Origin of the sequence: Streptomyces narbonensis (assembly GCF_014649015.1) — a bacterium.
Classification (GTDB): Bacteria; Actinomycetota; Actinomycetes; order Streptomycetales; family Streptomycetaceae; genus Streptomyces; species Streptomyces narbonensis.
In genome coordinates this window covers 431,300-445,350 of record NZ_BMSF01000002.1, presented here as the reverse complement: position 1 = coordinate 445,350, position 14,051 = coordinate 431,300, and the positions used below count along the sequence as shown (strand labels likewise).

The 14,051-nt window shown below is 73.1% G+C and carries 15 protein-coding genes; 6 read left to right on the top strand and 9 right to left on the bottom strand.

Annotated elements, in window-relative coordinates; all coding sequences use genetic code 11:
* Position 1 precedes the first annotated feature (1 nt).
* Both IE124_RS05575 and IE124_RS05570 read left to right on the top strand, forming a co-directional pair.
* On the top strand, positions 2 to 1,069 hold the full coding sequence (locus IE124_RS05575; protein WP_189505368.1) for an ADP-ribosylglycohydrolase family protein: 1,068 nt from the start codon (positions 2 to 4) through the stop codon (positions 1,067 to 1,069).
* Entirely contained in the window at positions 1,066 to 1,560 is a 495-nt protein-coding gene (locus IE124_RS05570; RefSeq protein WP_189505366.1) for an NUDIX domain-containing protein, read from the top strand. Before IE124_RS05575 ends, IE124_RS05570 begins: the two co-directional genes overlap by 4 nt.
* Before the next feature lie 21 nt (positions 1,561 to 1,581).
* Here the strand turns inward: IE124_RS05570 and IE124_RS05565 are convergent, their stop codons facing one another.
* A complete protein-coding gene (locus IE124_RS05565) occupies positions 1,582 to 1,785 on the bottom strand; it encodes a type II toxin-antitoxin system VapB family antitoxin (protein WP_189505364.1) in 204 nt (67 codons plus the stop codon).
* A 63-nt stretch (positions 1,786 to 1,848) separates the two neighbouring features.
* Between IE124_RS05565 and IE124_RS05560 the strand changes: the two genes are divergently transcribed.
* Positions 1,849 to 2,568, top strand: a complete 720-nt coding sequence (locus IE124_RS05560) for an SIR2 family NAD-dependent protein deacylase (protein ID WP_189505362.1) — start codon at positions 1,849 to 1,851, stop codon at positions 2,566 to 2,568.
* 9 nt (positions 2,569 to 2,577) lie between these two features.
* Here the strand turns inward: IE124_RS05560 and IE124_RS05555 are convergent, their stop codons facing one another.
* The 6 genes from IE124_RS05555 to IE124_RS05530 all read right to left on the bottom strand — a co-directional run bounded on the left by IE124_RS05555 (position 2,578) and on the right by IE124_RS05530 (position 8,478).
* Positions 2,578 to 3,078, bottom strand: coding sequence for a methylated-DNA--[protein]-cysteine S-methyltransferase (locus IE124_RS05555; protein WP_229832164.1), 501 nt, complete (start codon positions 3,076 to 3,078; stop codon positions 2,578 to 2,580).
* 11 nt (positions 3,079 to 3,089) lie between these two features.
* On the bottom strand, positions 3,090 to 4,568 hold the full coding sequence (locus IE124_RS05550; RefSeq protein ID WP_189505360.1) for an AlkA N-terminal domain-containing protein: 1,479 nt from the start codon (positions 4,566 to 4,568) through the stop codon (positions 3,090 to 3,092).
* An 84-nt stretch (positions 4,569 to 4,652) separates the two neighbouring features.
* Complete coding sequence (locus IE124_RS05545) at positions 4,653 to 5,417, bottom strand: metallophosphoesterase (protein WP_189505358.1); 765 nt, start codon at positions 5,415 to 5,417, stop codon at positions 4,653 to 4,655.
* A 109-nt stretch (positions 5,418 to 5,526) separates the two neighbouring features.
* Positions 5,527 to 6,147 carry an L-threonylcarbamoyladenylate synthase gene (locus IE124_RS05540; RefSeq protein WP_189505356.1) on the bottom strand — a complete coding sequence of 207 codons (621 nt, stop codon included), beginning with the start codon at positions 6,145 to 6,147 and terminating at the stop codon, positions 5,527 to 5,529.
* A 9-nt stretch (positions 6,148 to 6,156) separates the two neighbouring features.
* Positions 6,157 to 7,560: a phytoene desaturase family protein gene (locus IE124_RS05535; protein WP_189505572.1), complete on the bottom strand. Its 1,404-nt coding sequence runs from the start codon at positions 7,558 to 7,560 to the stop codon at positions 6,157 to 6,159.
* 81 nt (positions 7,561 to 7,641) lie between these two features.
* Positions 7,642 to 8,478 (bottom strand): inositol monophosphatase family protein, encoded by an 837-nt coding sequence (locus IE124_RS05530; protein WP_189505354.1) that lies wholly within the window; start codon positions 8,476 to 8,478, stop codon positions 7,642 to 7,644.
* A 112-nt stretch (positions 8,479 to 8,590) separates the two neighbouring features.
* Here IE124_RS05530 and lplAB point away from each other — a divergent pair, with 112 nt between their 5' ends.
* The 3 genes from lplAB to IE124_RS05515 all read left to right on the top strand — a co-directional run bounded on the left by lplAB (position 8,591) and on the right by IE124_RS05515 (position 11,517).
* Complete coding sequence (gene lplAB / locus IE124_RS05525) at positions 8,591 to 9,658, top strand: lipoate-protein ligase LplAB (protein ID WP_229832163.1); 1,068 nt, start codon at positions 8,591 to 8,593, stop codon at positions 9,656 to 9,658.
* Positions 9,659 to 9,691: 33 nt separating this feature from the next.
* Positions 9,692 to 10,582 (top strand): hypothetical protein, encoded by an 891-nt coding sequence (locus IE124_RS05520; RefSeq protein ID WP_189505352.1) that lies wholly within the window; start codon positions 9,692 to 9,694, stop codon positions 10,580 to 10,582.
* Between the two features lie 146 nt (positions 10,583 to 10,728).
* Positions 10,729 to 11,517, top strand: coding sequence for a serine protease (locus IE124_RS05515; protein WP_189505350.1), 789 nt, complete (start codon positions 10,729 to 10,731; stop codon positions 11,515 to 11,517).
* Here IE124_RS05515 and IE124_RS05510 read toward each other — a convergent pair.
* Positions 11,471 to 13,021 carry an NCS1 family nucleobase:cation symporter-1 gene (locus IE124_RS05510; RefSeq protein WP_189505348.1) on the bottom strand — a complete coding sequence of 517 codons (1,551 nt, stop codon included), beginning with the start codon at positions 13,019 to 13,021 and terminating at the stop codon, positions 11,471 to 11,473. The two genes, IE124_RS05515 and IE124_RS05510, sit on opposite strands and share 47 nt — an antisense overlap.
* A 511-nt stretch (positions 13,022 to 13,532) precedes the next feature.
* Complete coding sequence (locus tag IE124_RS05505) at positions 13,533 to 13,985, bottom strand: Lrp/AsnC family transcriptional regulator (protein WP_189505346.1); 453 nt, start codon at positions 13,983 to 13,985, stop codon at positions 13,533 to 13,535.
* Positions 13,986 to 14,051 lie beyond the last annotated feature (66 nt).

Below are 14,051 nucleotides of genomic sequence, written 5' to 3'. Positions count from 1 at the left end.
CATGACGCTCCCGCACGGGGAACTGGCCGACCGGATCCTGGGCGGCTGGACCGGCCGCATCGCCGGGAACATGCTGGGCAAGCCCGTGGAGCGCGGCGACCACTGGACGCGTGAACACATCGACGCGTACCTGCGGCTCACCGACGCGCTCCCGCTCACCGACTACCTGCCGCCCCCACCGCCCGGGGCGGCCGGTTTCGAGCTGCGCCCCGAGTGGCCCCGGTGCGTGCGCGGCGGGATCGACGGGAGCTGCCGGGACGACGACGTCGACTGGTCGGTCCTCGGGCTGCACCTCCTGGAGACCCGCGGCTTCGCGTTCACGACCGAGCAGGTCGGGGAGGAATGGCTGCTGCGGCTGCCGTACCTCCAGACCTTCACGGCCGAGCGGGTCGCCTACCGCAACCTCGCGAACGGGCTGCGGCCGCCGCTGACGGCGACGTACGACAATCCGTACCAGGAGTGGATCGGCGCGCTGATCAGGGCCGACGTCTACGGCTGGACGTGCCCGGGGGATCCGCGCCGGGCGGCGTCGCTGGCCCGTCGGGACGCGGTCCTGTCGCACACGGGGAACGGCGTGTACGGGGCGATGTGGGCGGCGGCGATGATCGCCGCCGCCTTCACCGCGCCCGACGTCCGGTCCGTCCTGGAGGCGGGTCTGGAGCGGGTCCCGGCGAGCAGCCGGCTCGCCCGGACCGTACGGGGCACGATCGCCCTGCACGAGTCGGGGCTCGGCTGGTCCGAGGCGCTCGACGAGCTGGCGGAGCGGACGGCGGGGCTCGGCTGGATCCACACCGTCCCGAACGCCGCCGTCCTGACCGCCGGACTCCTGTACGGCGAGGGGGACTTCACCCGCACGATCGCGCTCACCGTGCGCGGCGGGCTCGACACGGACTCCAACGGCGCGACGGCGGGTTCGGTGGCGGGCGTGATGTGCGGGGCGGCGGCGATCCCGCCGCAGTGGTCGGAGCCGCTGCGGGACCGGGTGAGCAGCGCGGTCTTCGGCTACGACGGCGCGCGGATCGGTGAACTGGCCGAGCGGACGCTGCGGCTGGCTACGCTGACGGAATGACCGTCACCGACTACGCCACGTACATCGCCGGCCTCCCTCGCGTCCTGGCCGGCGCCGCCGCGCTCTTCCGGGACCCGGAGGGCCGGGTCCTGGTCGTGGAGCCCAACTACCGCGAGGGCTGGACCCTGCCCGGCGGCACGATCGAGTCCGACGGCGGCGAGACGCCGCGGCAGGCCGCCCGCCGGGAGACGGCGGAGGAGATCGGCCTGGACGTGGAGCTCGGCCCGCTGCTCGCCCTCGACTGGTCGCACGGCACGGCGCGACCGCCTGTCGTGGCGTACGTGTACGACGGCGGTGTACTGACCGAGGAGCGGTTCGCCGAGATCCGGCTCCAGGAGGAGGAGCTGCTCTCCTGGAAGCTGATCGGCCGCGAGGAGGTCACCGCGCATCTCCCGGGCAGCCTGGGCCGGCGCGTCCTCGCCGCGCTGGACGTCCTGGCGGGCGGCCGGGGGCCGGCGGAGCTGGAGAACGGTCACCCCGCGCGGGGCTGAGCCGGGACCGGGGCCCGCCCGTCAGCCCTGCGGGGGCTCGGGCGGGAGGAGTTCGCCGGTGCGGTGCGGTTCGTCGCGGCCGGCGACCCGGGCCTCGGTGCGGTGTCCCCGCGCGATGTAGTCGCGGACGACGGCCTCCACCGCGTCCTGCGGGTTGCCTATCCCTGCCAGGACCATGACTTCCACGACGAGTTCGGCGTCGAGCGCGATGTTCACCTTGGCCATGCCGGGAAAGTAGCACCGGGAAACCCGTTCGCGGAGCGGTTCGGCGGTGCCTAGTTTGGTCGTATGACGATGGTCGCGATTCTCAGTGGAGCCGGTATCTCGACGGACTCGGGCATCCCCGACTACCGGGGGCCGAACGGCGTGTGGCGGCAGGACCCCGAGGCCGAGCGGCTCGTCACCTACGGGCCGTACATGGCCGACCCGGAGATCCGCCGCCGCTCGTGGCGGATGCGGCTCGACGGTCCGGTCCTGAAGGCCGAGCCGAACGTGGCTCATCGCGCGATCGCGGAGTACGAGCGGACGAGCGGCAACGCGCTGCGGGTGATCACGCAGAACGTGGACGGGCTGCACCAGGCCGCCGGGGTGTCGGAGCGGAAGGTCCTCGAACTCCACGGCTCGGCGCGGTCGGTGGTGTGCACGGCCTGCCACGCCCGTTCGTCGATGGCGGAGGCGCTGGGCCGGGTGCGGGCCGGTGAGGACGACCCGGAGTGCCTTGTGTGCGGCGGGATCCTGAAGTCGGCGACGGTCATGTTCGGGCAGCGGCTCGATCCCGTGCTGCTCGGCCAGGCGATGTCGATCGCCAAGGCCACCGAGGTGTTCGTCGCGGTGGGCAGCAGCCTCCAGGTCCAGCCGGCGGCCTCCCTCGCGGGGATCGCGGCCGAGCACGGCGCCCGGCTGATCATCGTGAACGCCGAGCCCACCCCGTACGACCCCGTCGCCGACGAGGTCGTACGGGAGCCGATCGGTACGGCGCTGCCCGCGCTGCTCGACCGGCTCCGGTGAGCCCGGGGGTCAGAAGAGCGCGTCCGACTCCCCCGTACCCGCTTCGAAGGCCAGCAGGCGCTGCTTGCGGTCGAGGCCGCCGCCGTAGCCCGTGAGGCTGCCGCCCGCGCCGACGACGCGGTGGCAGGGGACGACGATGCCCACCGGGTTCTTGCCGTTGGCGAGGCCGACGGCACGGGAGGCGTTGGGGTTGCCGAGGGCCTCGGCCAGTTCGCCGTACGTCCGGGTCTCCCCGTACGGGATGCGGCACAGCTCCTCCCAGACCCGCAGCTGGAAGGGGGTGCCGACCAGGTGGAGCGGGAGGTCGAACTCGGTGAGCTCCCCCGCGAAGTAGGCGTCGAGCTGGCGGACCGCCTCGCCGAAGGGGCGTGGGTCGGGTTCGCCGAAGGTCTCCTCGGGCGGGCGGTGACGCTGGCCCGTCATGTGGATGCGGCTGAGGATGCCGTCGACGGCGACGAGGGTCAGCGGCTCGTAGGGGCTGTCCACGACGGTGTGCTGGACGGTGGGCACGAGGGGCCTCCTCAGGCGGGCAGGTGGTTGATCGGGTGGTCGTCGGTGGCCCAGAGGTACTGGACGGCGTAGGCGCGCCAGGGTCGCCAGTCGGCGGCCCGGGCGGTGAGCGCGCCGGGGGTGCCGGGCAGGCCGAGGCCTTCGGCGGCGCGGCGGATGCCGAGGTCGCCGGGGAGGAAGGCGTCGGGGTCGCCGAGGGCGCGCATCGCGATGATCTCGGTGGTCCAGGGGCCGAAGCCGGGCAGGGCGAGGAGCCGGGCGCGGGCCTCCTCGCGGTCGTCGGCGGGGCCGAGGGTGAGCGAGCCGTCCGCGAGCGCCTCGACGAGGGTGAGGAGGGTGGTGCGGCGGCTGCGGGGCAGGGCGAGGCCCTCCGGGTCGAGCGCGGCGAGCGCCTCCGAGCCGGGGAAGAGGTGGGTGAGGCCGCCCTCGGGGTCCTCGACGGGGGTGCCGTACGCGGTGACCAGGCGGGCCGCGTGGGTGCGGGCGGCGGCGGTGGAGACCTGCTGGCCGAGGACGGCCCGTACGGCGAACTCGGCGGGGTCGACGGTCCCGGGCACGCGGCGGCCGGGTGCCGCGTCGACGAGCGGGGCGAGCATCGGGTCCGTGCGCAGCCGGTCGTCGACGGCGACGGGGTCGGCGTCGAGGTCGAGGAGCCTGCGGCAGCGGCTGATGGCGTGGGCGAGGTCGCGCGGGTCGGTGAGGAAGAGCCGGCAGGCGATGTGGTCGGCGCGGGGGGTGAGGGCGACGATGCCGTGTCCGTACGGGAGGCTCAGCGTCCGCCGGTAGGCGCCGTCGCGCCACTCCTCGACGCCGGGGACGGCGGTCGCGGCGAGGTGGCCGAAGAGGTTGGACGGTTCGAGGGGGGCGCGGAACGGCAGCCGGAGGCTTATGGCCCCGGGGGCGGCGGCGGTCTTCTCGGGGCGGGCGCGGGCCGCGCGGGCGCGGAGCTCGCCGGGGGTGAGGCCGAAGACCTCGCGGACGGTGTCGTTGAAGGTCCGGATGGAGGAGAAGCCGGCCGCGAAGGCGATCTCGCCCATCGGCAGCGGGGTGGTCTCGATGAGGACCCGGGCGGTCTGGGCGCGCTGGGCGCGGGCCAGGGCGAGGGGTCCGGCGCCGAGCTCGGCGAGGAGCTGGCGCTCGATCTGGCGGGTGGACCAGCCGAGCCGCCGGGCGAGTCCGGGGACGCCCTCCCGGTCGACCACGCCGTCCTGGATGAGGCGCATGGCGCGGGCGACGGCGTCGGCCCGGACGTGCCACTCGGGCGAGCCGGGGCTGGTGTCGGGCCGGCACCGCTTGCAGGCCCGGAACCCGGCGCGCTGGCAGGACGCGGCGCTGGGGTGGAACTCCATGTTCTCGGGCTTGGGCGGGACGACCGGGCAGCTGGGCCGGCAATAGATCCGGGTGGTGCGGACGGCGGTGAAGAACACGCCGTCGAAGCGGGCGTCCTTCGACTGGACGGCCCGCACGCAGCGCTCGGTTTCGGTGTGCATGGTTCCAGGATCGGGGACGGGCGGCTCGCGGGCTGGCGAAAAAACGACATGGACGTCGCGGCCCTCCGGCCCGTCCCCGCCGGATCAGACGGTGACGGTCCGGTAGTGGGTGGTGAGCCCGCCGTCCTCGTCGAGGACGTGGAAGGCGAGCGCGGGCGGCAGGTCGCGGTGGACGTGCGGGGAGTCCGGGCCCGGGTTCTCCCAGGGGAGGCGGATGGCGGAGTCGACTCCGGGTGCCACGAGCAGCGGGCGCCCGGCGAAGGTGGTGGCGGCCGCCGTGTGGGCGTGGCCCGCGAGGAAGGCCCTGAGGTGGGGGTGGCGGTCGGCGAGGGCGGCGAGCCGCTCCGCGCCGAACTGCCGGATCTCGTCCACGTACGGGGTGTGGAGCGGGACCGGCGGGTGGTGGAAGGCGACGAGGACGGGCACCTCGTGCGGGGTGCCGGCGAGGACGCCGTCCAGCCACTCCAGCGTCTCGTCCTCCAGGTACCCCTCGTCCTTGCCCGGCACCGAGGAGTCGCAGAGTGCCACCACGAAGCCCTCGCCCCGGAGCACCTGGTTGACGGGCGCGTAGGGGCGGGCCTCGGTGTCGTCGGGGAGGAGGACCTTCCGGAAGGCGGCGCGGTCGTCGTGGTTGCCGGGGCAGACGAGCAGGGGGTGACGGGAGGTCAGCAGTGCAGGAACGGCCGCGTATTCGTCCGCCGTCCCGTTGTCGGCGATGTCCCCGGTGACGAGGACGGCCGCCAGGTCGTACGGCAGTTCTTCCAGGTACCGCATGACCGCACGGGTGCGGTCGGCGCTGCGCTGCCCCCCGTCGACGTGGATGTCGCTGACTTGGGCGATGACGATCACGGGAATCGGTCCTCCGGCGGTTCGGCTTGCGGTGCCTGCATGACCGTAGGCGCTCACGGTCCTGACCGTAAGGGCCGGTCCGTGAGCGGTGGACTGATTCCCGCGCCCCCTACTCGAACCGCGTGGTGTCCCCCGCACCGCGCCGGACGATCTCGGGCTCGCCGCTGGAGAAGTCGACGACGGTGGTCGGTTCGGTGCCGCAGTCGCCGGAGTCGACGACCACGTCCACCTGGTGGTCGAGGCGCTCCTTGATCTCCCAGCCCTGGGTGAGGGGTTCGGCCTCGTCGGGCAGGAGCAGGGTGCTGGAGAGCAGGGGTTCGCCGAGCTCCGCGAGGAGGGCCTGGGTGACGGTGTGGTCGGGGATGCGGACGCCGACCGTCTTCTTCTTGGGGTGCAGCAGCTGGCGCGGCACCTCCCTGGTGGCGGGCAGGATGAAGGTGTACGGCCCGGGGGTCGCGGCCTTGATCGCGCGGAAGACGTCGTTGTCGATCTGGACGAGCTGGCCCAGCTGGGCGAAGTTCTCGCACATGAGCGTGAAGTGGTGCCGGCCGTCGAGGTCGCGGATCGTCCGGATGCGGCTGATGCCGTCGCGGCTGCCCAGTCGGCTGCCGAGGGCGTAACAGGAGTCGGTCGGGTACGCGACGAGCGCCCCGTTCCGGATGCTGTCGGCCACCGAGCCGATGGTGCGCGGCTGGGGGTTGTCGGGGTGCACGTCGAAGTACTTGGCCATGGGGGCAGTCTATTTTCGCAGCCGGCGCCAGACAGCCTTCGCCGCGTTGTGCCCTGACATGCCGTGGACTCCGGGGCCGGGCGGGGTGGCGGAGGAGCAGAGGAAGACGGCCGGGTGCGGGGTCGCGTAGGGGCGGAGCGAGAGCGTGGGGCGCAGCACGAGCTGGAGGCCCCGGGCGGCGCCGCAGGCGATGTCGCCGCCGATGTAGTTGGCGTTGCGCTCGGCGAGTTCGGCGGGTCCGGCGGTCGCGCGGGCCAGGACGCGGTCGCGGAAGCCAGGGGCGAAGCGCTCGATCTGCCGCTCGATGGCTTCGGTGAGGTCGCCGCGCCAGCCGTTCGGCACGTGTCCGTAGGCCCAGAAGACGTGCTTCCCCTCGGGGGCGCGGGAGGGGTCGACGAGGCTGGGCTGGGAGGTGATGAGGAAGGGGGTGTCGGGGGCGGTTCCGGAGGAGGCCTGGTGCAGGGCGGTGTCGATCTCGCCGGCGGTGGGGCCGACCTGGACGGTGCCCGCGCGCCGGGCTTCCTCGGCGGTCCAGGGCACGGGGCCGTCGAGCGCGTAGTCGATCTTGAAGGCGCTGGCGCCGTACTTGTAGTGGTCGTAGTGCCCGCCGAAGCCGGCGATCCGGGCGAGGGCGGTCGGCGAGGTGTCGAACACGTAGGCGCGGGCGGGCGGCAGGTCGTCGAGCCGCTTCACCTCGAAGTCGGTGTGGACGGCGCCGCCGAGGTCCTTGAGGTACGCGGCGAGGGCGTCGGAGATCGACTGGGAGCCGCCCCGGGGCATCGGCCAGCCGCCCGCGTGCGCGGCGAGCGCGAAGACCAGGCCGACGGCTCCGGTGGCGAAGCCGCCGAGCGGGGCGATGACATGGCCGACGAGGCCGGCGAAGAGCCCGCGGGCCTTCTCGTCCCGGAAGCGGCGCATGAGCCAGGTGGCGGGCGGCACCCCGTCGAGCCCGAAGCGGGCGAGGGTGAGCGGGTCGCTGGGCAGTGCGGTGAGCGGCAGCTGCATGAAGTCCCGCGCGAGGGTGTCCCACTTGCCGAGGTAGGGGGCGACCAGCCGGCGATACGTACCGGCGTCGCGCGGTCCGAAGGAGGCGGCGGTCTCGGCGACCGAGCGGGCGAGGACGGCGGCGGTGCCGTCGTCCCAGGGGTGGGCCATGGGCAGTTCGGGGTGGAGCCACTCCAGGCCGTACCGCGCCAGCGGCATCGTCTTGAAGACGGGTGAGCCGGCGCCCAGGGGGTGCACGGCGGAGCAGGGGTCGTGACGGAAGCCGGGGAGGGTGAGCTCCTCGGTCCTGGCGCCGCCGCCCACGGTGGACTTCGCCTCGAAGACGGCCACGGAGAAGCCGCGCCGGGCCAACTCCACTGCCGCGGTGAGTCCGTTGGGCCCCGCTCCCACGACGACGGCATCGAGCATCGACGTCTCGTTCGTCACCTTCGGACTCCTTCGTCAGCCGACGGCCAGGGAACCCAGGATAGGCCGGTGGTCGCCGCCGCCTCACACGCCCCCGAGGAGGCGGCGGATCCGCTCGGCGGTCTCCGCGTCCCGGGCCGCCGTGAACGGCAGGGCGTTCCCTCCGGTGATGCGGAACGGCTCCCCCGCGATCGTCGTCTGCGCGCCGCCCGCCTCGGCGACGAGGAGCAGTCCGGCCGCGTGGTCCCAGGCGTACTCCCAGCTGAAGGCGGTCCCGGAGACCTCGCCGCGGGCCACGGCGAGGTACTCGAGACCGGCCGAGCCGCACGGACGCGGGGCGACGCCCTCGACCCGGAGGCCGAGCAGGGCCCGCTTCTGCTCCGGGGTGGTGTAGTCGGGGTGGGAGGCGGCGATCTCCAGGACCTCGCCGGGCTCCGGTGAACCCGACCGTATCGGCTGTCCGTTGAGCGTGGCGCCGCGGCCTCGCACGGCGACCGCCATCGCGTCCAGCGCCGGGGCGAAGGTCCAGGAGGCGAGGATCTCGCCGCGGAGGGCGAGGGCGACGAGCGTGCAGAAGGCGGGGTCGCCGTTCACGAACTGGCGGGTCCCGTCGACCGGGTCGACGATCCAGACGGGGGCGTCGCCGCGCAGCGCCTCGTACACCTCGGGGTCCTCGGCGACGGCCTCCTCGCCGACGACGACCGAGCCGGGCAGCAGCGCGGTCAGCGCGGCCGTGAGGTGGGCCTCGGCGGCCCGGTCGGCGACGGTGACCAGGTCGTGCGGCCCGCTCTTCTGCAGGACCTCGTGGGCGGCGAGCTGCCGGAAGCGCGGCATGATCTCGGCGGCGGCCGCCTTGCGGACCGCCTCCTCCACCTCGGTCGTACGGCCGCCGAGGACGTGCTCAAGGAAGTCTTCGATCATGCCCCCAGCTAAGCACGGGGCGCTGACAACCGGAATGCCGCGCTTGTCACCCGCTGTTCTCCTGAGGAGTACCCTTTGGCCGAGTTCACCCCTTACCCACAGGGAGGGTTCCGTGCACGGCGCGTTCCACGGCGAGTACAAGGTCCCCGGCGGCAAGCTGGTGGTCGTCGACCTCGACACCGAGGACGGCGTCCTGCGCAACGTCCGGGTCGCGGGTGACTTCTTCCTGGAGCCCGACGAGGCGATCCTGGCGATCGACCGGGCCCTGGAGGGCGCGCCGGCCGACACGGACGCCGCCGGGCTCGCGGCCCGGATCGACGCGGCCCTCCCGCCGGACACGCAGATGTTCGGGCTGACCGCCGAGGGCGTCGGGGTGGCCGTCCGCCGGGCCCTGGCGCACGCCACGGACTGGACCGACTACGACTGGCAGCTGATCCACGAGCCGCCGCGCCCGCCCGCCCTGCACATGGCCCTCGACGAGGTCCTGACGGCCGAGGTGGCGGCCGGGCGCCGTCCGCCCACGCTGCGCATCTGGGAGTGGGGCGCGCCCGCGGTGGTGATCGGCAGCTTCCAGTCCCTGCGCAACGAGGTCGACCCCGTGGCCGCGGAGCGGCACGGCATCCAGGTGGTGCGGCGGATCAGCGGCGGCGGCGCGATGTTCATCGAGCCGGGCAACACGATCACGTACTCCCTGTCCGTCCCCGACGCGCTCGTGCAGGGGCTCTCCTTCGCCGACAGTTACGCCTACCTCGACGACTGGGTGCTCGGCGCGCTCGGCGACATGGGGATCAAGGCCTGGTACCAGCCGCTGAACGACATCGCGACGGACGCGGGGAAGATCGCGGGCGCCGCGCAGAAGCGGATGGTCGGGGGCGGGGGCGCGGTCCTGCACCACGTGACGATGGCGTACGACATCGACGCGGACCGGATGACGGAGGTGCTGCGGATCGGCCGCGAGAAGCTCTCCGACAAGGGCACCAAGAGCGCGAAGAAGCGGGTGGACCCGCTGCGGCGGCAGACGGGCCTGCCGCGCGAGGCGGTGATCGAGCGGATGATCGCCTCCTTCCGCGGCCGGTACGGCCTGTCGGAGGGCGGCCTCACCGAGGACGAGCTGACGCGGGCGAAGGAGCTGGCGGAGACGAAGTTCGGCACGGCGGAGTGGACGGCCCGGGTGCCGTAGGGGCCCTTGGTGCCGGCTGCCTAGGCTGTCGGCATGCGGATGCGTGTCGAGGGACCGGCGAAGCCCGGTCTGCGGATGGAGAGCGCCGACGGGCGGCGGCTGGTGCTGGTCCAGGGCGGGGTTCCGGTTCTGTTCGCCCGGCAGAGAGTGACCTGGTACGGGCTGCACTACGCGCGGACGGGCCGTTACGTCTCGCCGCTGGAGCCCTTGCGGGCGGAACTGGCCCGCACTGTCGCCGAGTTCGCGGAGCCCGGCTCGGATGAGTGGACGGAGCGCTGGGCCGCGTACGGCGGAGCCGCGCTGCGCGCGGCGGACGACGGGCCGCTCCACGAGGGCGAGTGGCACCTCGCCCCGGACGCGAGACACTGGTTCGCGGACTGCAATTGGCCGAAACTGCTCGCCCACGACCCGAACCGGGGCCACCTCACCTGGTTCGGGTACGGCGACCCGGAGGAGGACGCCCGAGACCTGCTGCCGCTGCGGGCCCTCTCGCACCCGGAGGCGCCCCGGGTGAAGGCGTACCGCCGTCAGTACCGGGAGGGGATCCTGCCACCGGTGTTCGCGTGGTGGATCAGCGGGCTCAACTCCCCCGTGGTCCTCGACGGTCACGACCGGCTGACGGCGACGCTCGCGGAGGGCGGCCGCCCTCGGGTCCTGCTCCTCTCCCGGGCCATGGACGCCGCTTGGCTCGCGCGCTGGACGGAGGGACGCATGCTGGAGCACGAGAAGCGGGTCGCCGCTCTGGAGGGCCCGCTCGCCAAGGCCCGGACCGCACACCAGAACCGCAGTCTGGCCGTGTGGCTCCAGAGGTTCGACCGCACCCCCGACCTCACTCGTGCCTGGCCCTTCCCCGGCGGGCCCGCGGCCTGGGACGCGGCGGTGGCCGCGCACGTCCCGGGCTGGGCCCCCGACGCGGACCGGTGACCGCGTCCCGCCTTGATCGTTGAAGTCCGGACGGGCCGGAACAGGCCGTGGTGACGGGCAGAGGAAACGTCTCCGCATGCCGCCGCCGGCCCCGGGAAACCGCCGCCGGACAGTTCGGAGATCTCATGGGACGGATGAGAAGGCTCATGGCCACGGTCGCGGGGGCGGTGCTGGCCTTGAGCCCGCTCGGTCCCGCCCCGGCTCACGCCATCGTCGGCGGGCAGGAGGCGACACCGCACCAGTACCCGTTCATGGCGGGGCTCGTGGACCTCGCCGAGCAGCGGGTGATGTGCGGCGGGGCGCTCGTCGGCGACCGGTACGTGCTCACCGCCGCCCACTGCCTGACCGGCTCCTACAGCAGTACCGCACGGGTGGGCGTCCTCCTCGGCGACCACGACCTGACGACCGGGGACGACAGTCCGTACACCGTCATGGCGACGCCGGAACGGTTCGTCGTGCACCCCGACTACGACCCGGCGACCCAGGCGAACGACATCGCGCTCGTCCGACTGGCCGAACCGGTGGCGTACAACCGCGGCGTCAGCCCGGTCGGGCTGCCCTCCCCGTACTCCCACGGCACCTTCGACCACACGCAGGTCGAGGTCCCCGGCTGGGGCGCCACCTCCTTCGGCGGCCGGACCTCCGACGTCCTGCGCACCGTGGTCCTCGGCACGATGAGCAACCCGACCTGCGTGGACCGGGGCATGCCGCACGTCGCCTCCCCGCAGATCTGCACCTACGCCCCCGGCCGGGACACCTGTCTGTACGACTCCGGCGGCCCCCTGGTCCACAAGGTCGGCCGGAAGCCGTACCTGGTCGGTCTGGTCTCCTACGGCAAGGGGTGCGCGACCGACACCCCTGCCGTGAACACCCGGGTCTGGTCCTACCTCAGCTGGATCGGGCGGACGACGGGACAGCGCCCCGCCGCCTCATGAGGGCGGTGTAGAGGAGCAGGGAGGCGGCGAGGCCCACGGCCCAGCCGTAGTCGGCGAGGGGCTTGAGGAAGGGGATGAGGCCGTCCTCGGGGAAGGGGCCGGTGCCCGGGGCCGAGTGGGAGCCGCCGACGGCGAGGATGCCGCCGACCGCGAACGCGAGGACGGCCGCCGGGTTCCAGCCGCCCCGGTACCAGTACGGCCCGTCGGCGCGGTACAGCCCGTCGAGGTCGAGGGCGGTGCGGCGGACGAGCCAGTAGTCGGCGATGAGGATGCCCGCCACGGTGCCGAGGAGGCCGCCGACCAGGCCGAGCCAGGTGAAGATGTAGAGCTCGGGGGTGGCGGTGAGCTTCCACGGCATGATGAGGACGCCGACGACCCCGGTGATCAGCGCGCCCGTGCGGAAGTCGACGAACTTCGGCGCCAGGTTGGCGAGGTCGTACGCCGGGGAGACGACGTTCGCCGCGATGTTGACCGACAGGGTGGCGACGAGGACGGTCACCAGGGCGAAGAGCAGGCCGAAGACGTTGTCGGCCTTGGCTGCGAGCGCCACCGGGTCCCATACGGGTGCCCCGTACACGGCCTGCGAGCCGGAGGTGACGAGCACCGAGAGCAGGGCGAACAGGGTCATGGTGGTGGGCAGTCCCAGGGTCTGGCCCCGGACCTGGGCCCGCTGTCCCGCGCCGAAGCGCGTGAAGTCGGGGATGTTGAGGCTGAGCGTCGCCCAGAAGGCGATCATGCCCATGAGGGCGGGGAAGAAGACCGGCCAGAAGTCCGCGCCCCAGCCGAGCCGGGAGGGCTGGTCCAGGAGCGGACCGAGGCCGCCCGCCTTGACCGTGATCCAGACGAGGAGAGCGAGCGCGCCGACGATGACGAAGGGCGCGGCCCAGTTCTCGAAGCGGCGGAGGGCCTCCATCCCCCGGTAGATGATGGCCAGTTCGAGCGCCCAGAAGAGGACGAAGCAGAGCCAGAGGGTCCACGGCTGGCCGCCGATCCTCGACGCCTCGGCCCAGCTCCCGCCGAAGACCTTGTCCAGGAGGATGAAGACGCCCTGGCCGCCGATCCAGGTCTGGATGCCGAACCACGCGCAGGCGACGCCGGCGCGGATGAGGGCGGGCAGGTTGGCGCCGCGCAGGCCGAAGGAGGCGCGGGCCAGGACGGGGAAGGGGATGCCGTACTTGGGTCCGGCGTGCCCGGTGAGGAGCATCGGCAGCAGGACGATGACATTGGCGAGGGCGATGGTGAGGACGGCCTGCTTCCAGTCCATGCCGAGGGCGACGAGACCGGAGGCGAGCATCCAGGAGGGGATGTTGTGGGCCATGCCGACCCAGAGGGCGGCGAAGTTGTACGTGGTCCAGCGGCGCTCCGCGACGGGGACGGGGAGCAGGTCGTCGTTGACGAAGCGGGGGTCCGCGGGAGCGGTGCCGGGTGCGAGCTCGATCCGGCCGTCGACGGCGGCGGTTCCGGAAGGACTTCCGGGTCTTCCCGGGGGGACGGTTGCGGTCATACGGAGGAACCCTTCGTTCGGTGGGGAGGACGGAACGAGGTGTCGCCCGGGGAGGGCGAGGGGGTGCCATACCGGTAGGGCCCCATGGCGCACTGTCAAGAACCGATTGTGGCCAAGGAGAGGGAGTGGGTGACCGATTCTCCCACTCGACGTGACGCCCGGGGTAGCCCCCGGTCACCACCGAACTCCACGGCAGGGACGCCAGCGGCGACAGGGGGCGGCGAGGCTCCGGATATCGCACGGGTCTGGAGGCGGGGCGCCGGGCGATATCGGCTCGATAAGACCCCCGACCAGCTTCCGGAGTCCGAGGACGCCTGCGCCAGGAGCGCGTGGGCCAGGAGCGCGTGGGCCAGGAGCGCGTGTGCCGGGAGCGCGTGTGCCGGGAGAGGGGGGCTCATGGACTTTGGGCTGCTCGGCCCGATCGAGGCCGAACGGGCCTGTGGCGGCGCGGTTCCGCCGCGTCCGCCCGGCCCGTCCCGTCCCGTGGGACAGGCGTCCGGGCGCGAGGCGATCACGACGGGTCGGTGGCCGGCAGGGAGAGCGGGCGCTCGAAGAAGGTCTCCAGGACCACCGTGGCCTGTGTTCCGCTGACCCCGTCGATGGCGTAGATCCGGCGCAGTACGTCCTGCAGTTGCTCGGTGGTCGCGGTCCTGACCTTCACCAGGACCGAGGCGCTGCCGGCGATGACGTGCGCCTCCAGGATCTCGGGGAGCGCGGCGAAGTCCTGCGCCGAATCTCCCATCCAGGAAGTCGAGTCGACCATGACGTAGGCAAGTACGGCGCTGCCCACGGCTGCGGGGTCCACCTCGACCGTGGTGCGCCGGATGACGCCGCGCTCGCGCAGCTTCCGTACCCGCTCGTGGGCGGCGCCGGCCGACAGACCGACGGCCTGGCCGAGCGCGGCGTAGGGCTGGGTGGCGTCCCGCTGGAGCTGCGTCAGCAGCGCCCGGTCGATGTGATCCACAACTCTCCATTCGGAATTGACTAGTCAGAACAGTATCTCATCTTGCAACATCCACCTGAAGCCGAT